At 56.8% G+C, this 16,716-nt stretch carries 20 protein-coding genes; 5 read left to right on the top strand and 15 right to left on the bottom strand.

Annotated elements, in window-relative coordinates:
* Positions 1-47 precede the first annotated feature (47 nt).
* From B30_RS06710 to B30_RS06680, 7 genes are all read right to left on the bottom strand, one after another.
* Entirely contained in the window at positions 48-383 is a 336-nt protein-coding gene (locus B30_RS06710; RefSeq protein WP_009571285.1) for a DMT family transporter, read from the bottom strand.
* A 12-nt stretch (positions 384-395) separates the two neighbouring features.
* Complete coding sequence (locus B30_RS06705; RefSeq protein ID WP_009571284.1) at positions 396-1,010, bottom strand: YitT family protein; 615 nt, start codon at positions 1,008-1,010, stop codon at positions 396-398.
* 38 nt (positions 1,011-1,048) lie between these two features.
* On the bottom strand, positions 1,049-1,672 hold the full coding sequence (locus tag B30_RS06700) for a YitT family protein (protein WP_009571283.1): 624 nt from the start codon (positions 1,670-1,672) through the stop codon (positions 1,049-1,051).
* A gap of 102 nt (positions 1,673-1,774) precedes the next feature.
* Positions 1,775-2,329 (bottom strand): hypothetical protein, encoded by a 555-nt coding sequence (locus B30_RS06695; RefSeq protein ID WP_009571282.1) that lies wholly within the window; start codon positions 2,327-2,329, stop codon positions 1,775-1,777.
* Between the two features lie 37 nt (positions 2,330-2,366).
* Positions 2,367-3,038 (bottom strand): hypothetical protein, encoded by a 672-nt coding sequence (locus B30_RS06690; RefSeq protein ID WP_009571281.1) that lies wholly within the window; start codon positions 3,036-3,038, stop codon positions 2,367-2,369.
* Positions 3,039-3,131: 93 nt separating this feature from the next.
* Positions 3,132-3,710, bottom strand: a complete 579-nt coding sequence (locus B30_RS06685) for a HupE/UreJ family protein (RefSeq protein ID WP_009571280.1) — start codon at positions 3,708-3,710, stop codon at positions 3,132-3,134.
* A gap of 162 nt (positions 3,711-3,872) precedes the next feature.
* Complete coding sequence (locus B30_RS06680; RefSeq protein WP_009571279.1) at positions 3,873-5,087, bottom strand: NADP-dependent isocitrate dehydrogenase; 1,215 nt, start codon at positions 5,085-5,087, stop codon at positions 3,873-3,875.
* 339 nt (positions 5,088-5,426) lie between these two features.
* Here B30_RS06680 and rplM point away from each other — a divergent pair, with 339 nt between their 5' ends.
* A complete protein-coding gene (rplM, locus tag B30_RS06675) occupies positions 5,427-5,891 on the top strand; it encodes a 50S ribosomal protein L13 (protein WP_009571278.1) in 465 nt (154 codons plus the stop codon).
* 2 nt (positions 5,892-5,893) lie between these two features.
* Positions 5,894-6,373, top strand: a complete 480-nt coding sequence (gene rpsI / locus B30_RS06670; RefSeq protein WP_009571277.1) for a 30S ribosomal protein S9 — start codon at positions 5,894-5,896, stop codon at positions 6,371-6,373.
* 189 nt (positions 6,374-6,562) lie between these two features.
* Here rpsI and B30_RS06665 read toward each other — a convergent pair whose 3' ends face one another.
* Entirely contained in the window at positions 6,563-6,805 is a 243-nt protein-coding gene (locus B30_RS06665) for a hypothetical protein (RefSeq protein ID WP_009571276.1), read from the bottom strand.
* Positions 6,806-6,890: 85 nt separating this feature from the next.
* Between B30_RS06665 and B30_RS06660 the strand changes: the two genes are divergently transcribed.
* From B30_RS06660 to B30_RS06650, 3 genes are read left to right on the top strand one after another with little or no spacing between them, the layout of a single operon-like run.
* Positions 6,891-7,796, top strand: coding sequence for an ABC transporter permease (locus B30_RS06660; RefSeq protein ID WP_009571275.1), 906 nt, complete (start codon positions 6,891-6,893; stop codon positions 7,794-7,796).
* Positions 7,796-8,596: an ABC transporter permease gene (locus B30_RS06655; protein ID WP_009571274.1), complete on the top strand. Its 801-nt coding sequence runs from the start codon at positions 7,796-7,798 to the stop codon at positions 8,594-8,596. Before B30_RS06660 ends, B30_RS06655 begins: the two co-directional genes overlap by 1 nt.
* A complete protein-coding gene (locus B30_RS06650) occupies positions 8,596-9,702 on the top strand; it encodes an ABC transporter ATP-binding protein (protein WP_009571273.1) in 1,107 nt (368 codons plus the stop codon). The genes B30_RS06655 and B30_RS06650 overlap by 1 nt, the downstream gene beginning before the upstream one ends.
* 119 nt (positions 9,703-9,821) lie before the next feature.
* On the opposite strand, the gene B30_RS06645 is transcribed toward B30_RS06650, so the two are convergent.
* From B30_RS06645 to B30_RS06615, 7 genes are all read right to left on the bottom strand, one after another.
* Entirely contained in the window at positions 9,822-10,442 is a 621-nt protein-coding gene (locus B30_RS06645; RefSeq protein WP_009571272.1) for a TetR/AcrR family transcriptional regulator, read from the bottom strand.
* A 10-nt stretch (positions 10,443-10,452) separates the two neighbouring features.
* On the bottom strand, positions 10,453-11,340 hold the full coding sequence (gene ppk2, locus B30_RS06640) for a polyphosphate kinase 2 (RefSeq protein WP_009571271.1): 888 nt from the start codon (positions 11,338-11,340) through the stop codon (positions 10,453-10,455).
* 72 nt (positions 11,341-11,412) lie between these two features.
* Positions 11,413-12,363, bottom strand: a complete 951-nt coding sequence (locus tag B30_RS06635; protein ID WP_009571270.1) for an alpha/beta fold hydrolase — start codon at positions 12,361-12,363, stop codon at positions 11,413-11,415.
* A complete protein-coding gene (locus B30_RS06630) occupies positions 12,356-13,279 on the bottom strand; it encodes a homoserine O-succinyltransferase (RefSeq protein ID WP_009571269.1) in 924 nt (307 codons plus the stop codon). Before B30_RS06630 ends, B30_RS06635 begins: the two co-directional genes overlap by 8 nt.
* A 36-nt stretch (positions 13,280-13,315) precedes the next feature.
* Positions 13,316-14,182, bottom strand: a complete 867-nt coding sequence (locus tag B30_RS06625) for a hypothetical protein (RefSeq protein ID WP_009571268.1) — start codon at positions 14,180-14,182, stop codon at positions 13,316-13,318.
* A gap of 75 nt (positions 14,183-14,257) precedes the next feature.
* Positions 14,258-15,181, bottom strand: a complete 924-nt coding sequence (locus B30_RS06620) for a DMT family transporter (RefSeq protein ID WP_009571267.1) — start codon at positions 15,179-15,181, stop codon at positions 14,258-14,260.
* Positions 15,182-15,381: 200 nt separating this feature from the next.
* Positions 15,382-16,506, bottom strand: a complete 1,125-nt coding sequence (locus B30_RS06615; RefSeq protein ID WP_009571266.1) for an OmpP1/FadL family transporter — start codon at positions 16,504-16,506, stop codon at positions 15,382-15,384.
* Between the last annotated feature and the right edge of the window lie 210 nt (positions 16,507-16,716).

Raw genomic sequence — 16,716 nt, 5'->3', positions numbered from 1 at the left:
CGAAAAACCCGCATTTGGCGCGTAAAATGCTCATGGGGTGGGAGGGGTCAGTGGGTCACGGTTTTTGAGAACACATTGATCACGAGAACCCCGGCGAGGATGAGAGCCATGCCAAGGAGGGCGGGGAGGTCGATTTTTTGACCAAAGGCGACAAGGCCGATGAGGGTGATGAGAACGATGCCCAGCCCGGACCAGATGGCGTAGACGATGCCGACGGGCATGACTTTGAGCGTGTGCGACAGGAAATAGAACGACAGGCCATAGCCGATGACCACGATGACCGAGGGCACGAGTTTGGTAAACTGATGCGAGGCATTGAGTGCGGTTGTGCCGATGACTTCGGAGACGATGGCCGCCAGAAGGAAGAGATAATGTTTGGGCATCTTGGTTCCCCCTTACATTGCAATATAGCGGTCGCGGCGATGGTTGATCGCGATCACAAGGTTGACGACGACCGCGCCGAGCAAGGAGTAGAGCACCTGCGGTAACGGCAAGATGAAGGCGGCAACGGCAAAGAGGCAGGCGTCAAAGGCCAGTTGCACATAGCCCGCTTTGAATTTGGTCGCGTCTTGCAGATAGAGCGCCAAAATGCCGATCCCGCCCAGCGAGCCGCCATGCCGGAAAATCGCCATCAGCCCCGCGCCGGTCATGAATCCCAACATGATCGCGCCGAACACCGGATTGAGCGTTTCAAAGGAGACGAAATGCGGGAAGACCTCGGAAAAGACCGAGATCAGCGCCACGCAGGCAAAGGTTTTCAGAACGAATTTCAGCCCCATGCGTTTGTAGCCAAACCAATAGAACGGCAGGTTCACCGCAAAGAACACCCAGCCGAAGGGCAGTTTGAACATATAGGAGATCAACAGCGCCAGACCGGCGGTCTGCCCGGTCACCAACCCCAGATCGCGCAGCATCACAAGGGCAAAGGCGCACATGGCGGTGCCGAAAATAAACCCCTGCGCATCTTCGAGCAGGCTGTGGGTGTCGGCTTTTGGGTCTGCGGTTTGCATGCGTGTCCTCGGGGCTTTTGACGGCCCTGATGCGGACCTCAACTGGCGATATATCTGTCGCGGCGGTGATTAAAGGCGATCACACCATTGAGGATCACCGCGCCCAAGAGGGAATAGAGCACGCGGGACGGTTCGAAAAGGAAGAAAGCCACGGTGAACAGCACAGCATCAAAACAAAGTTGCACAATCCCGGCGCGGATGCCGTATTTGTCCTGAGCATAGAGCGCAACCACGCCCAATCCGCCCAGCGAGCCTTTGTGACGAAACGTGCCCAAAAGCCCGTATCCGGTGAGGATGCCAAAGGCGACGGTGCCGAACACCGGATTGAGCGTGTCAAACGACATCCATTTCGGAATCACCGCGACAAGGATCGACAGCGCCGTGACGCAAAGCGCCGATTTGATGGTGAATTCCTTGCCCATGCGAAACCACGCGAGGGCATAAAACGGGATATTGATCAGCCAAAACACCCAAGAGAAGGAATAGCCGGTGAGATAAGAGATCACCAAAGCCAAGCCCGCCGTCTGGCCGGTGATGAACCCGAGCTGGGCGATGATGGTCAACCCGATGGCGGTGGTGATCAGCGCGATGGAGAACCCTTGGAGGTCCTCGAACAGCGTGTGTTTCGCCGGGTTTTGCGGAATGGGAAAGGGTGCGGGCATAGCGGGTATGTAGGACAGGAATGCTGACCTGTCTAGCGTAAAATGCAGAGCCGCCTTGTCCCAACGAGACGGGGCAGGGAGGCTGCCCTAAAAAGCGGCAGTTCAGCCAGACTGCGCCATAAAGCCAAGCAGAGATTGCGCCAAAGCGGGCGTCGGCGCGGCGCGGGACGGCACAGCCTGTGCCTTGGCCCGATCCGCTTGGGCTTGCGCGTGGATCTCCTCAAGCCGATCCAGGCTCTTTTGGGCAAATTCGGTCGGATCTCCGGCGCGCCGCGACATTTCGATCTGGAATGTGAACGAGGCAATGACATCGCTTTTCTGCGCACCGTCGAAAGAGCGGCTGTTGGTGATCCCAGCCTCATAAAGGCAATCGCACAGATGTTGTTGAAACCGTGTGCCACGGGTTTCGAGCATCATCATGTCGCTAAATTCATAGGCTCCGGCCTCGCGCAGCCGGTCGGCCATGTCGTCGATCTCATCGGGCGAAATATTGGTGAAATCGTAGTCTGCATAGATCGCCTCAGCCGTGGGCGCAGACGTTTGAGCGGTGAACCCGCGGCGCTCCGTTGTGTGTGTGACTGGGGCCTGCGGCCCTGACGTGGCGCTGGCTGTTTGTGTGGTGAGGCTGGTTTGGGGGATATTGGGGGCGATCAGCATGGGCTGCCTTTCTTCTACAGGGATCCGTCAAGAGGGGTCATTCAATCCAAAGTCGCTGGGCCTGAAACAACACAAGGGTTTCGGCCATTTGCGCCGAAGGCCCGGCCGGGGCTGCGGCAGAGGGGCGATTCATATGCGCCGCCTCCAATTTGGCCAACTGGCTGTCGAGCCGTTCGGTGGTTTGGCCATAGCGATGGGCCAAATCGCGTTCGGAGCGGGTTTGGGCCAAAAGGTCCATTGGCGCAGCCGCGTCGAAACCGCTGTTCGTCTCATAGCCCGGCACCGTGGCGCGGGTTTCCATCTCGGTTCGGTAGGTCGCGCCCTGCCGTTCCAGGCTCATAAGAAAGCCAAGATCGTCAAACCCCGCCGATTTCAGTTCGGAGGTCATCTGATCAATCTCGGTCGCCGAAATCTGGGTCAGGTCATAGCGGGCAAACACCGCATTCGCGCCCGCGGTTTTGGATTTCACGGCGCTTTTGGCCGTCTCCGCCGCGTTTTCAGCCGTGCTTTGTGTGATCGCAGGTGAGCCAGTTTGGGATGGCTTCCCACGGGTCTTTTGATGTTGTGTTGGGGCCGCGGTTTGGGCCGTGCTGTCACGCGCGCCAGTGGCCCCGTTCCCTTCCGGTGAGACGGAAGGCGAACGGAGCGCCTGTTGCTCTTGCGTGCGACCGGTGAGGGCCGCAGATGTATAGGCAGATGCCAACTGCATGTCGGAAACCTTCTGTTCTCCGTTTGAGACAGGGTTTAGACACACAGGCTTAAGGGGGCGCTAACATCTAAAATTGTGCAGAAATTTAGGGCCTTACCCGAAGACGAGCGACAGGCCCAGAAGCGCGGATGCCGTCCCCAAAGCGCGGGGCGCAAAAGGATGAGCGCGGGCCATATATTGGGCCAAAATGACACCAGAGCCATGCAGCGCGGCCGTCACAAGGATAAAGCCTGCGCCAAAGGACCATGCTGTGGCGGCCCCCAGTTCGGCACCATGGGCATGGCCATGAAACAGGCCAAAAAACGCCGCCACTGCCACGCCGCCCCAAAGGCCCGGACGCAAAGCCAGCATCACAAGGACGCCAAAGAGGATCGAGGAGGCGAGGATCATCGGTTCGACAAAGGGCAAAGCCATCCCCAACCGCGCGCCAATATAGCCCAGTGTCATCGCGCCGACAAAGCCCGCAGGCACAGCCCAGATCGCCCGCCCGCCGATCTGAAGCGCCCAAACACCGACCGCCAGCATCGCCAAGACATGATCAAGGCCAAACAGCGGATGCGAGGCCCCGGCCAGAAACGAGCCATGCTCTTCGGGCGGCAAATGCGCGAAGGCGGGGGAGGCGGTGAGGGCGATCAGGGCCGCGGCGAAAAGAGATTTTGTGAGGTCTTTCATAACTGTTCCTTTTGAGGTCAACATCGGCACCCCGGTTTGGGTCGCGCCGTGGTGCAGTCTGTCAAAGGGTGTGGCGAGGTGCAAGGCCGTGTCGAGGCAACCACAGACATAAAAGGCCGGAGCATTGCGGCTCCGGCCCTGTTGTCATCGCGAAAGTGCAGTTTAGCCGCCCAAAGCCTTATTCAGGTTTTCGTCGATTTTCTCCAAGAACCCCATGGTGGTCAGCCAGCCTTGATCCGGGCCGACCAAAAGCGCGAGGTCTTTGGTCATAAAGCCGCTTTCGACCGTATCGACGATGACCTTTTCCAAGGTGGTGGCAAAGCGCATCAATTGATCGTTGTCGTCCAGTTTGGCGCGGTGTTTGAGCCCCCCGGTCCAAGCGAAAATCGAGGCGATAGAGTTGGTCGAGGTGGCCTCTCCCGCTTGGTGTTGACGGTAGTGGCGGGTGACAGTGCCGTGGGCGGCTTCGGCTTCGACGATCTTGCCATCGGGCGTCATCAATTGCGAGGTCATCAGGCCCAGCGAGCCAAAGCCCTGTGCCACGGTGTCCGATTGCACGTCACCATCGTAGTTTTTACAGGCCCAGACGAATTTGCCCGACCATTTCATCGCACAGGCAACCATGTCGTCGATCAGGCGGTGTTCGTACCAGATGCCAGCCTTTTTGAAGTCTTCGGCAAACTCGGCTTCATAGACCTCTTCGAAAATATCTTTGAAGCGGCCATCATAGGCTTTGAGGATGGTGTTTTTGGTCGACAGATAGACCGGCCAGCCGAGATTGAGGCCGTAGTTCAACGAGGCGCGGGCAAAGTCGCGGATGCTGTCGTCCAGATTGTACATCGCCTGATATACACCGGCGGAGGGGGCGTCGTAGACGACTTTCTCGATCACAGTGCCATCGTCGCCAACGAATTTCATCGTCAACTGGCCTTTGCCGGGGAACCGGAAATCGGTGGCTTTATATTGATCGCCAAAAGCGTGACGCCCGACCACGATCGGCGAGGTCCAACCGGGCACGAGGCGCGGCACGTTTTTACAAATGATCGGCTGGCGAAAGATTGTGCCGCCAAGGATGTTGCGGATCGTGCCGTTGGGCGATTTCCACATTTGTTTGAGGCCGAATTCTTCGACGCGCTGCTCGTCAGGGGTGATGGTGGCGCATTTGACCGCGACACCAACCTCGCGGGTTTTCATCGCGGCGTCGATGGTGATCTGATCTTCGGTCCGATCGCGTTCTTCGATCCCGAGGTCATAATAAAGCAGATCAATGTCGAGATAGGGCAGGATCAATTTTTTCTTGATGAAGTCCCAAATGATGCGGGTCATTTCATCGCCGTCCATCTCAACGATGGGGTTGTCTACCTTGATCTTGGTCATAGGAATGTCCTTGGAACGGAGGAGGGTGGGGAGTCGCGGATTTCATAGCGCATTGGGCAGAAAAAGGGAAGTGGGGTATACCAATGTATACCGAAAATGAGATCTATACCTCGGTGAGGGGGGATTTGAGTGACAGTGCTGGAAAACATATGGAAAGGTCGAGGGATGCAGGCAAAGAGACGTTTTGGGCTTCCAAAAGCAGAAAAATGTGGGGTAAAATAATACCTATTTTTTAACGTGCTGAATTTGCTACATAAAATAAGATTTGTGGCGCTTGACGTGGCGCGCGAAACCGTTAGAACTCGCCCATCCGAATTCCCACCCTAAAGGGCAAGACAAATGAAAACTTTTTCCGCAACACCGGCGGACATCGACAAGAAATGGATCCTGATCGACGCTGAGGGCGTTGTTCTGGGCCGTCTTGCTTCGATCGTCGCTATGCGCCTTCGTGGCAAACACAAAGCCACCTTCACCCCGTCCATGGACATGGGTGACAATGTCATCATCATCAATGCTGACAAAATCCAGTTGACCGGCAAAAAACGCACCGACGAGCGTTTCTACTGGCACACGGGCCATCCGGGCGGCATCAAATCCCGCACCATCGGTCAGATCCTTGAGGGCAAATTCCCCGAGCGCGTCGTGACCAAAGCGGTTCAGCGTATGTTGCCGGGCGGCAAACTGTCTCGTCAGCAAATGACCAACCTGCGCGTTTACGCAGGGGCAGAGCACCCGCACGAAGCTCAGAATCCCGAAGTTCTGGACGTTAAGTCCATGAACAAGAAAAACACTCGGAGCGCATAATCATGGTTGAAGAAATCAAATCCTTGGACGCGCTGAACGCTGCTGTTGGTGAAACCGCTGTTGTTGCCGCTCCTGTTGAACCGATGCGTGACGCGTTGGGTCGTGCCTATGCAACCGGCAAACGTAAAGACGCGGTCGCTCGCGTTTGGATCAAACCGGGCTCCGGTAAGGTCACCGTGAACGGCAAAGAACAGAACGTCTATTTCGCACGTCCCGTGCTTCAGATGATCCTGCGTCAGCCGTTTACTGTTGCTGGCCGTGAAGGCGAGTTCGACGTTGTCGCAACCGTCAAAGGCGGTGGTCTTTCGGGTCAGGCCGGTGCTGTGAAGCACGGCATTTCCAAAGCCCTCCAGCTTTACGATCCCTCCTTGCGCGCCGCTTTGAAAGCCGCAGGCTTCCTGACCCGCGACTCGCGCGTTGTGGAGCGTAAGAAGTTCGGTAAAGCCAAAGCCCGTAAGAGCTTCCAGTTCTCCAAGCGTTAATTTCGCTGGATATATATCGCAAAAGGTCGCCGCAGAGGGTTCTGTTGGCGGCCTTTTTTATGGTCTTATCGTGCCCTTTTCTGGGACTGTGGCACTTGCTCTTGGCCGCTCCAAACGCCTGGGCCATATGGCCGATCGAGCCCTATATCATGAAGCGCCTGTGACCCATCTTGACGCGGATACGCCCCCTCACGGTTTTTGGCGCAGGGGGTGGTTGCGGCGGTGCGCGACCAAGGGGCCGATTATATCATTCGAAGGTTCAAATCCCCGTAGTACCGCTCTCGCCGCTGCCGTAAGCTGTTTCGCCAACGCATCCGCCAGTTTTATGATGCTTTGTGCCGCAGTATGAAAAAGAAGATGCGCGTCATGCAAACGCGAATATACCTGTTTGATGCTAGACAAAGTGGCAAATGCATTGAAATTGTCGGTCATGGAACAGGCCTGAAATAAAACTTCTTGCAAATTTGATCAAATTTGCGGAGCGTAAGGGCAATACCACGCACGAAGGGGAAATATGATGACAGCTGGGGAAAAATTGCGACGATTTTTCAGAACGGATCAAGGAGTCGGGCTTTTGCTCGTCTCGCCCACGGCACTTTACGCGCTGTTGCTTTTGGCGGTGCCTTTGATTGCGATTGTTGTCATTTCGTTCCTGACCCAGACAGGGGTACGAGATTTTGCTCCCGGCCTGTCATTGGTCAATTACAAAGAGGCGCTGTCAGATCCACTCTATCGTGAATTGATGCTGCGCTCTTTGATGGTGTCGGGGTCGGTGACGGTGGTCACCGTTCTCTTGGCCTTTCCCATTGCCTATTTCGTCTCTTTCGGGGTCAAGCCAGAGCAAAAATCGCTGTGGATTTTCCTCATCACCATCCCGTTTTGGACCTCCTACCTGATCCGCGTGTTCCTGTGGAAAGTGATCTTGGGCTACAATGGCGTGTTGAACTCCGGGCTGAAACTCGTCGGTATCATCGACGAACCGCTGACTTTCATCCTTTATAATGTCAACGCCGTGATCATCACATTGGCCCATGCCTATGCGCCTTTTGCGATCCTGCCGATCTTTGTGGCACTTGAAAAAATCGACCGCTCTTATCTTGAGGCGTCGCGCGATTTGGGGGAAAGCCGCACCATGACCTTTCTGCGCGTAACCCTGCCTTTGGCCGCCCCGGGCGTGGTCGCCGCTGTACTGATCGTCTTTATCCCCACAATTGGGGATTACGTCACCCCGAAACTTGTGGGCGGTCCGGGCGGGACCATGATTGCCAATATGATCCAAACCCAATTCCTGCGCCTCAACAACGCCCCTTTGGGAGCCACTTTGGCGGTCTTGGCGATGTTGATCGTCGCCGTGATCGCGATTGTGTTCCTGATCGTAGGCTACCGGGCCGCAGGCGGCGGTAAAAAAGGAGGGCGCGGCTGATGAAAACGCTCAAAACCTATGCCATTCTCTATCTGGTGTTTCTTTACGCGCCGATCTTTCTGTTGCCGCTGTTTGCGTTCAACACCTCGACGATCATCGCCTTTCCGCTGACCGGGTTCACCACCGAATGGTTCACGGCGCTGTTGGACATCACGGAAATGCACAGCGCTTTGTTCAACTCTCTCAAGATCGCAGTGACGTCAGCCGTGTTGGCGACGATTTTTGGCATCTTTGGTGCCATGGCCTCGACCCGCTATCACTTCCCGGGCCAAAAGGGCATCATGGGTTTTATCATGCTGCCCTTGGTGCTGCCCGAAATCATCGTCGCGGTGTCGCTTTTGGTCGTGATCCTGAAACTGGGCCTGTCCACCGGTTCCTGGTCGGTGATCGCCGGGCATACGCTGATCTGTACGCCCTTCGCCATCGCCATTCTCAATTCCGCCTTTGCCGCCCTTGATCCGTCACTGGAAGAGGCCGCTTATGATCTGGGCGAAACCCGCGCCTCGACCTTTCGCCGTGTGACCTTGCCTTTGGTCATGCCGGGGATCGTGTCGGCGCTGTTGATCTCTTTCACCATTTCGATGGATGAATTCATCATCGCGTTCTTTCTGACCGGCGCCGATCCGACGCTGCCGGTCTATCTCTTCTCCATGCTGCGGTTCCCAAAACTGCTGCCCGCCGTGATGGCGCTTGGGACGATCCTTGTGGTTCTTTCGATCCTGCTCATCACTATTGCTGAAATTTTCCGTCGCCGTGGCGCCAAGCGCGCAGGCCTCAAAGACACCGGGGGCTTCCTCTAATGACGATCAAAGCAAAACCTGAGCGTAAACCACTTATTTCGCTTCAGAATATCCAAAAACACTATGGTGAGTATCACGCGCTGCGTGGGATCAACCTTGAGATCGGCGAGGGCGAATTCTTTTCCCTTTTAGGTCCGTCGGGCTGTGGCAAGACCACGCTTTTGCGCACCATCGCAGGGTTCGAAGACATTGATTCCGGCTCTGTCATGCTGGCGGGCAAGGATATGATGGGGGTTCCGGCCAACAAGCGCCCGACCAATATGGTGTTCCAATCCTACGCGATTTTCCCGCATCTGACCGTGGCCGAAAACGTCGCCTTCGGTCTGCGCAAATCGCCACTGTCAAAGGTGGAAAAGGCCGAAGCCGCAGAGGCTGCGCTCAACATGGTGGGGCTCTCAGGATATGGCAACCGCGCCGCTCATGCGCTGTCTGGGGGGCAACGGCAACGGGTCGCCCTGGCGCGCGCCTTGGTGCTCAAACCGAAAGTGCTGTTGCTCGATGAGCCGCTTTCGGCCCTTGATCGCAAGATGCGCGAACAAATGCAGGTGGAGCTGATCAAGCTGCAACGTGAGGTTGGCATCACCTTTATCCTCGTCACCCATGACCAAGAAGAGGCGCTGGTCATGTCCGACCGGATCGCCGTGATGTTTGAGGGGGAGATTGCACAATGCGATGATCCCGAAGTGCTTTACCGCCGCCCCAAAACCAAGCGCGTGGCGGATTTTATCGGCGTGATGAACTTTCTGCCCGCGACCTGTCGCCACGAGGGCGGTAAGAAAATCGTCAATATCGTCGGGCTGGGCGAGACCGAAATCACCGAGGAGCAATGCCCGGAAGGCTTCCCCGAAGGCGCGGCCACGGTCGGGTTCCGCCCGGAAACCCTGACCATCCTTTATGAGGGTCAAACGCCGACCCACCGCGAAGCACCCGCGATGATCGAAGAGGTCGTCTATTACGGTGACATGACCTATTACGACGTGAAATTCGATGGGGTGGACACGCCAGTGCGCCTGTCGATGCGCAACTTGTTTGGCCGTGACGTGCTTGAGGTCGGCACCCGCGCCCGCATCAGCTGGTCCCCCGGCGCTTTGGTTGTGTTTGGCTAAACCCCATCGAACAAGCGCTTTGATCGTGCTCAGCTCAAACAAGAAAACGGGCTTTGGTCAGTGTCTCCAAAGCCCGTTTTGTGTCTCACGTTTTTATGTCTCAAAGTGAACAGATCTACCTATTTGTCCTGAGGGATCAGCCCTAGCCCCCGCAGGTAAATCCCGATGCCGGTTTCCAACAGATCTTCGGGCGGAAACGGGCTTTTGGTGCCAGGGGAGCCACGGGCAAACAACTCAACCACGCCATGCGACATCGCCCAGATATGGGCCGAAACCATTTGCGGCGGCGGGCGGTTCTCGGCCGGGATATGTTCGGACAGGTTGACGGCGGCCTGTTCCATCACGCCCAACGCGCGCGTGGCGACCTGATACAGATCGGGCGTGCGTTGCACCGAGATGCCGCTCTCGAACATCGCCACATAATGCCCCGGATATTTGCGCGCAAAGGCCAGATAGGCCCGGCCCACGGCCTCGAAACTCGCTAAGGCGGAGGGCTGTCCGGTCTCATAGGCGTAATCCAACAGATCGGCGAAGACCTCGTAGCCTTGTCGGGCAATCTCGGCGATCAGGTCCTCGCGGCCCTCGAAATGACGATAGACGGCGGCGGGGGTCACACCCGCCGTCTTGGCCGCCTCGGACAAGGAAAACCCGGTCGGGCCTTTTTCCTCAATCAGGCTCAGAGCCGCGTCAACCAAGGCCTGACGCAGATTGCCGTGATGATAGCCGCGCTTTTTGGTCATACGATGCCGCTCATTCGTCCACGTCACCCGTGATCAACAGGGCCGGACCATCGACGATCTTATCGTCGATCTCGCCCAAGCCTTTTTCGTCTTTGCCTTTATACTCAATCTGACTGAGCACAGCACGGATCGCATTGAGGCGCGCGCGGTATTTGTCATCCGACCGGATCACCGTCCAAGGCGCGGTTTCACTGTGGCAGCGTTCCATAGTCTCGGCAATCGCCATAGTATATTCATCCCAGCGTTTGAGCCCCTCGACATCAATCGAGGACAGTTTCCACTGTTTCAACAGATCGCCTTCGCGAGCCAAAAAGCGGCGCAATTGTTCGGCGCGCCCGACATTGAGCCAGATTTTGAAAAGCTGAATGCCTTCCGAGATCAACATGTCCTCGAATTCGGGAAGTTGGTGAAAAAATTTGTCACGCTGATCATCGGTGCAAAACCCAAACACCTTTTCCACCACGGCGCGGTTGTACCACGAGCGGTCAAACAGCACCAATTCACCCTTGGTTGGCAGGTGATCGACATAGCGTTGGAAATACCATTGCCCGGCTTCGTGTTCGGTCGGTTTCGAGAGCGCGACAACGCGCGCTGACCGCGGGTTGAGGTTTTCGCGAAAGCGTTTGATCGTCCCGCCTTTTCCCGCCGCATCACGGCCCTCAAACACGATAACAATCCGCTTTCCGGTCGCACGAATATCGGCCAGCAGCTTGGCCAATTCGCGCTGCAACGCGTCCATCTCGTCTTGGTAGTCGGATTTTTTCATCCAAGATGAATAGGGGTAAGTGTCGGACAGGATGTCCTTTTTACTGCCTTCCGCGATGGCTTTGCGGATGCTTTTGGGGGCTTCGTCTGAATAGTAGCGAGAAATCGCGCCATCAAAGGGCAGGTCGGTCATGTCACGGCTTTCGTGTTAATACTCTTAACAATATGGGGCTTTTGGCATGCGAGTGCAATGCAACTGCGCGGGTCAGCGGCCCGCAAGACGTGCGGTCAGTCGGTCGACGGCGGCCACAACATCCTGTGTTGCCACCTGATGCGGCATATGGCCCAGCCCCTCAAGCCGCACCAGATGATCGGAGGCGACGTCGCGGTCCAATCGAGTGGCGTGTATGTCAAGGCCCACGGTGGTATCCGCCGTACCATGCACAGCTTCGATCGGCAGCGTGAGGGAGGGGTAATCTGGCGTCATGTCGCGCAGTTGCGCCTTGAGCGTCACGCGTTGCCGGGCGTTTAAGGTCTGGGTCGTGGGGCGCAGGGACAGGCGCGGTTGGAACGAGGCGGTATAGCCCTCAGGCGCATGTTGCGGCGCAAACACCGCGTCTATTTCAGAGGTCAAGACGGGGGAGGGCACATAGGCCATGAGCATCCAGGCAAAGATGTCGCCGATCACCGGGGTCGCGAGCGTGCGGTAAAACAACGACGGGTCCCCCTCCCATTCATGCGACGCGGCGGAGACCAGCACCAGACCGAGGACATTATCCTGATCCTGCAAAGCCCATTCGAGGGCCGCCGCGCCGCCGTAAGAGTGACCCAAAACCATCACTTTGCGTGGCTCGACCGTGGCTATCGCATCGCGCAGGGTTTGCACCTGGGCCGCCAGGCTTTCGTCACTGAGAGCGGGCGAATAGCCAAAGCCGGGCCGATCCACGACATAGACGCGGTAGCGATCCGCAAGCGCCGGGGCGAGGCGGAATGTCATGTCATAGGTTGAGCCGGAGGCGCCGTGGATCAACACGATGGGCGGCGCATCCTCGGGGCCGTAGCGTTCGACATGGACGATTTGCCCACTCAAAGTGGTGACCATCTCACCCGTTTGCGGTGCCTTTCGCATCGCAACCTGACCGCGTTTTTGGGCGATTAAAACCGTTGCCGCAATCAGCGTAAGGAAAAGGGCGACAATGATCAGGGCTTTACTCACCGATCTTTGCCAAGTCGTAGGGGGTGGTTTGATAAATCTCGTTGATCCAGTTGCCGTAGAGCAAATGCGCATGTGAGCGCCAGCGGTTCACCGGACGCAAGGACGGGTTGTCATTCTGAAAGTAATGCAGCGGCGGCACAATCGGTTTTCCGGCATCGACATCGCGGCGGTATTCTTCGTTCAACGTGCCGGTGTCATATTCGAAATGGTTGAAGATATAGAGCGCGCGATGATCCGGGTCTTGTACCAGACACGGTCCGGTTTCATCCGAGCCCAACAACGGGATCAGCGCCGGAACCGCGTCAATTTCCGCTTGGCGCATTTCGGTCCAGCGGCTCACAGGGATGTAACATTCGTCCGAGAATCCGCGCAGGTAGGGCGAGGCCGGGGCAAGGTTGTTTTGACGGAACAGACCAAAGGCCTTTTCTTCCAAAACGTGTTTTTTCACCCCGTGGAAATAATTGATCATCGCCATGCCGCCCCAACAGACGCCAAAGGTCGAATGCACATGGGTTTGGGTCCACTCAAACACCTCTTTGAGCTCGTCCCAATAGGTCACCTCTTCAAACGGTAAATGTTCAATCGGCGCGCCGGTGATGATCAGACCGTCGAATTTCTCGCCCGAGGCTTTGACCTCGTTAAAGGGGCGATAAAACTCTTCCATATGTTCGGCGGCGGTGTTTTTGGTCTGATGTTCGCTCATCCGGATCAGTTTGAAATCAATCTGCAACGGCGTTGCGCCGATCAAACGGGCAAACTGATTTTCGGTCTGAATTTTCTTCGGCATCAGGTTCAAAAGCGCGATGCGGATGGGGCGGATTTCCTGTGACGCGGCCCGGCCTTCGCCCATGACCATCACCCCCTCAGCCGAGAGCACGTCATAGGCAGGTAGGTTTTCGGGCAAGGTGATGGGCATCTGTCAGGTCCTTCGTGGTGGGAAAGTCATTTAGGTTTACGAGGCTCGAAAATCAAGCGCCTCACCGATCAGCGTGTCAAAGCCTTCGGGCGTTTTGGCCGCCGCCACGTCTTCGGCGCTCACGGTCACGCCCCAGTTTTCGGCCATGGCGGCATAGCGCGGCTGACGGTGGGCGAGGGCGCGGGCATAGGTGTAGCGGATGAAATCGTCAGGGTTGACCTCGGCTTCGCTGACGCGCTTCTCGCTAAGATATTCGTCCCAGATTGCTGCCAAAAATTCCGGCTGATAGGCCATCGGTTTGGGCGCGCGGTCAAAGCGGCGGATCAACTCTTCGGTATGGGCCTCCGACCCCTTGATCCAGACCAAAAGCGCGTCTTTTGAGAGCGCTTTCAGGATCGGATCGCTTGGGTCTTTGGCATCGACCCATTCACAGATCGACCCGCCGGTGTCGCAGACGAAATGCGGATAGCCGTAGAGGTCTTGGGCGCGGCTGATGAAATGGCCCGTGTCCATCAATGCGGCCTCTTCGGCGGTGCGAAACAGTGCCTGACGGCGTTGAAATTCGACCATCGGAATGCCGCCCAACTCCGGCGCGCCGGGTTTGCCGAGAAAATAGGAGACCGGGGCCAGATTGTTAAAGGTGATGTTGGATTTGATATAGATGCTGTCAGACAGGAATTGATCGCGCAAGAACGGATCGCGCATGGCGACCTTTTTGAGGTTGTCGTCAATCGCCTCGCCCAGGTAGCGCGTGCCGATCCGGTAATCGACCGAGTAATGATACCAGGCTTTGGTGTCCCGCAACATATTGGAAATATGAGTTTTTCCAAGACCTGACATGCCAAAGAGAATAACTCTTTTGGCGGCGCAGCCGTGCCAGTCTTTGCCCGAGGTGTAACGCATCTCGCATCCTTTGTTGATCCACCCTTGGGTGCCATGTGGGCGCGGCTGGAGCAAGGGGTTTTGGCCAGGGCTGTGTTATGTTTGCACCGGGTTGATGCGCTTGAGCCGCGCCAAAATCCGACCGTCAATGACCAAAAGCCCAAACGCGATCAGGCCAAACCCGGCATAGGCCGAGGGGGAGAGGCTTTCGCCCAAGACCACGGCACCGAGCGCGATCGACACCGGTGCGACGATCAACGTGGTCAGCGAGGTGTTGCCCGCACCCGCCGATTTGAGCACACGGTAGTAGATCAAATAGGTCACACCTGTGGCCATCACCGAGAGGTACAAAAGCGCGCCCCATGTGGACGGCATCAGCGACATCGGCGGCGGACCGGAGGTGACAATCGCCACGGGCAGGGCAAACACGGCGGCACCCGACAGCATCCCGGCGGCGGCAACTTGCGGTTTGAGATCGGCCAAAAGCCTGCGGCCAATGACATTGGATAGGCCATAGGAAATTGTTGCCGCGATCATCGCCAATTGGCTCAGAGAGGTCAGATCAAAGGCATGAAGCGCGTCCGGGCCGATCACGGTGACAATGCCCAAAACGCCCAAAATCACCCCCGCACCTTTGCGCAGACCGAGCTTTTCATCGGCAAAAAACAGCGCTGCAAAGAGCACGCCGAAAATCGCGGTGGAGGCGTTGAGAATTCCCGCAAGTCCCGAGGGAATGCGGTGTTGCGCCCAGGTGATCAACAGAAACGGCAGGGCGGAGGTCAGGCAGCCGACGACGATGAAACGCCATAGATAGTGGCGCATTGGCGGGACCGGCAGGCCTTTGATCAGCACATAGGACCATAACACCAGCGCTGCGATGGTGACGCGTCCGGCGACGACCCAATAGATTGGCAACTCGCGGATCAACAGCGCGACAGACAGGAAAGACCCGCCCCAGAGCAAACCCATGGCGGCCAGGCCAAGCCATGCTGCGGCGGAAATGGTTTTTTGCGGGGCCATGAGATGTGTCCTGTGGATGTCCCGTCGGGACGGTGTCGATCTGTGCGGACCATGGCGGAGGGCAGGTGCGCAGGCAAACCGGAATTTGTGTAAAAGAGGATCACGAAATGTGATCAGAAGCATTAGATACATGTGAAAAGGCCCCGCGGAGGGGCGGGGCCTTTGAAACATCCATCTTTACAGGTTGTTTGACCTGCAGATTAGAACGAGTGCGAAATTTTGATGCCAAACGCGGTGGCGTCATTGCCTGTGAACTCACCAAATGTGGTGCCCGGTGCCGTTGGGTTTTCGGTTTCGGCATCGCCGATCCAAACGTAGCGCACGCCCCCCGAAATCGCGGTTTGCTCGGTGATCTGATATTTCAGGCCAAGACCCAGCGAGGCGTAGCCATCGGTTGGGCCGAGGTTGCCAGAATAGCCGCCGGTGGATTTTTCATAGCCGACCATGATGGAACCGCTCAGTTTGTCATTGAACCGGCGCCCGACACCCAAGCTGTAGGAGATCGTGTCATCGTCGTAATCGACAAGCGCATCGCCCGCACTGGCGACATAGCCGGTTGGCGAAATGTCGAACGCGGTCCATTCGGCCCAACGCACAGAGGCCATCAACAGCGTATCTGCGGCAATCCCGGTTTGAAAATCGAGATTGACCGACTGCGGCAGGCGGGTTTCCATCGGGCTGTCAAAACCGCCGTTCTCGGTCGTGGTGAAATCATGGGTGATTTCAGAGTTATAGGTCAGAGCCGCGCGCAGGGCGATGTCGGGGATCTCGTAGGCCGCACCAATCACATAGCCCCAATCGGTTTCTGTGGTGGTGTTCATCGTATAGCCGTTGGACAGCGCAACTTTGCCCTTAGAGGTCACTTCACGCACACCACCAAGAACCGAGATGCGGTCGTTGATTTTGTAGCGCAGCACTGCAGTCAGGCTGTTGGAATCGATCGAAGCTGTGGAACCAGTATAGGCGTAGGGCGCGGGGGAGTCCGCGAAGGAATAATTGACGTCAGCTCCGAAAGGCTGGTCAAAAATCAACGCAACGCTGAATTTGTCATTTAGGTCGGTTTTATAGGCGGCACCGACGGATGTGTATGACTCGACCATGTTGCCAGAGGACTGACCCAAGCCCGGAACGACCGTCGTGCCATCATTATAGGTGCCGGTCTGAACGCCCGATACCGTTGGGCTCACGCTCCCAAACGAGAATTCCAAATAGCTGCCATCTTCAAAGATCGGCGCTATGGATTGACCGGACCTGTCGATCCCGCCTGCAAATGCGCCTGTCGCGGTGACCGCACAGGCCAATGCCAAAATTGATGTGTTTTTCATAGTCTCCATCCCTAAACGAGCCCTGGGCGCGTTTCCTTTATGTAGTGGTGCCGACACGGTTTTATTTTGTCGATCTGGTGGTTCTGTGGTGGTTCAGTGGTGTTGTCACTGTTTTGTGAAGTCGTTGCGCGATTTGCCGCACATGTTGTGATTTCAGCCTAAGCCTGTGCGAAATTTCAAGCAATTCTGACGCCGCGTCATAGTTTTAAA

Source organism: Celeribacter baekdonensis B30, from assembly GCF_000299875.1.
In the GTDB taxonomy this organism is placed as follows: Bacteria; Pseudomonadota; Alphaproteobacteria; order Rhodobacterales; family Rhodobacteraceae; genus Celeribacter; species Celeribacter baekdonensis_A.
The sequence above is the reverse complement of the archived record's forward strand: the minus strand, read 5'-3'. Positions and strand labels throughout refer to the sequence as shown.

Excerpts from the sequence above, each read along its gene's own strand:
- B30_RS06615 (WP_009571266.1), bottom strand. The coding sequence starts at position 16,506 with ATGAAAAACACATCAATTTTGGCATTGGCCTGTGCGGTCACCGCGACA.
- B30_RS06710 (WP_009571285.1), bottom strand. The coding sequence starts at position 383 with ATGCCCAAACATTATCTCTTCCTTCTGGCGGCCATCGTCTCCGAAGTC.
- B30_RS06625 (WP_009571268.1), bottom strand. The coding sequence starts at position 14,182 with ATGCGTTACACCTCGGGCAAAGACTGGCACGGCTGCGCCGCCAAAAGA.
- B30_RS06705 (WP_009571284.1), bottom strand. The coding sequence starts at position 1,010 with ATGCAAACCGCAGACCCAAAAGCCGACACCCACAGCCTGCTCGAAGAT.
- B30_RS06660 (WP_009571275.1), top strand. The coding sequence starts at position 6,891 with ATGACAGCTGGGGAAAAATTGCGACGATTTTTCAGAACGGATCAAGGA.
- rpsI (WP_009571277.1), top strand. The coding sequence starts at position 5,894 with ATGGTTGAAGAAATCAAATCCTTGGACGCGCTGAACGCTGCTGTTGGT.
- B30_RS06680 (WP_009571279.1), bottom strand. The coding sequence starts at position 5,087 with ATGACCAAGATCAAGGTAGACAACCCCATCGTTGAGATGGACGGCGAT.
- B30_RS06650 (WP_009571273.1), top strand. The coding sequence starts at position 8,596 with ATGACGATCAAAGCAAAACCTGAGCGTAAACCACTTATTTCGCTTCAG.
- B30_RS06630 (WP_009571269.1), bottom strand. The coding sequence starts at position 13,279 with ATGCCCATCACCTTGCCCGAAAACCTACCTGCCTATGACGTGCTCTCG.
- rplM (WP_009571278.1), top strand. The coding sequence starts at position 5,427 with ATGAAAACTTTTTCCGCAACACCGGCGGACATCGACAAGAAATGGATC.
- B30_RS06665 (WP_009571276.1), bottom strand. The coding sequence starts at position 6,805 with ATGACCGACAATTTCAATGCATTTGCCACTTTGTCTAGCATCAAACAG.
- B30_RS06690 (WP_009571281.1), bottom strand. The coding sequence starts at position 3,038 with ATGCAGTTGGCATCTGCCTATACATCTGCGGCCCTCACCGGTCGCACG.
- B30_RS06620 (WP_009571267.1), bottom strand. The coding sequence starts at position 15,181 with ATGGCCCCGCAAAAAACCATTTCCGCCGCAGCATGGCTTGGCCTGGCC.
- B30_RS06700 (WP_009571283.1), bottom strand. The coding sequence starts at position 1,672 with ATGCCCGCACCCTTTCCCATTCCGCAAAACCCGGCGAAACACACGCTG.
- B30_RS06645 (WP_009571272.1), bottom strand. The coding sequence starts at position 10,442 with ATGACCAAAAAGCGCGGCTATCATCACGGCAATCTGCGTCAGGCCTTG.
- B30_RS06695 (WP_009571282.1), bottom strand. The coding sequence starts at position 2,329 with ATGCTGATCGCCCCCAATATCCCCCAAACCAGCCTCACCACACAAACA.
- ppk2 (WP_009571271.1), bottom strand. The coding sequence starts at position 11,340 with ATGACCGACCTGCCCTTTGATGGCGCGATTTCTCGCTACTATTCAGAC.
- B30_RS06655 (WP_009571274.1), top strand. The coding sequence starts at position 7,796 with ATGAAAACGCTCAAAACCTATGCCATTCTCTATCTGGTGTTTCTTTAC.
- B30_RS06685 (WP_009571280.1), bottom strand. The coding sequence starts at position 3,710 with ATGAAAGACCTCACAAAATCTCTTTTCGCCGCGGCCCTGATCGCCCTC.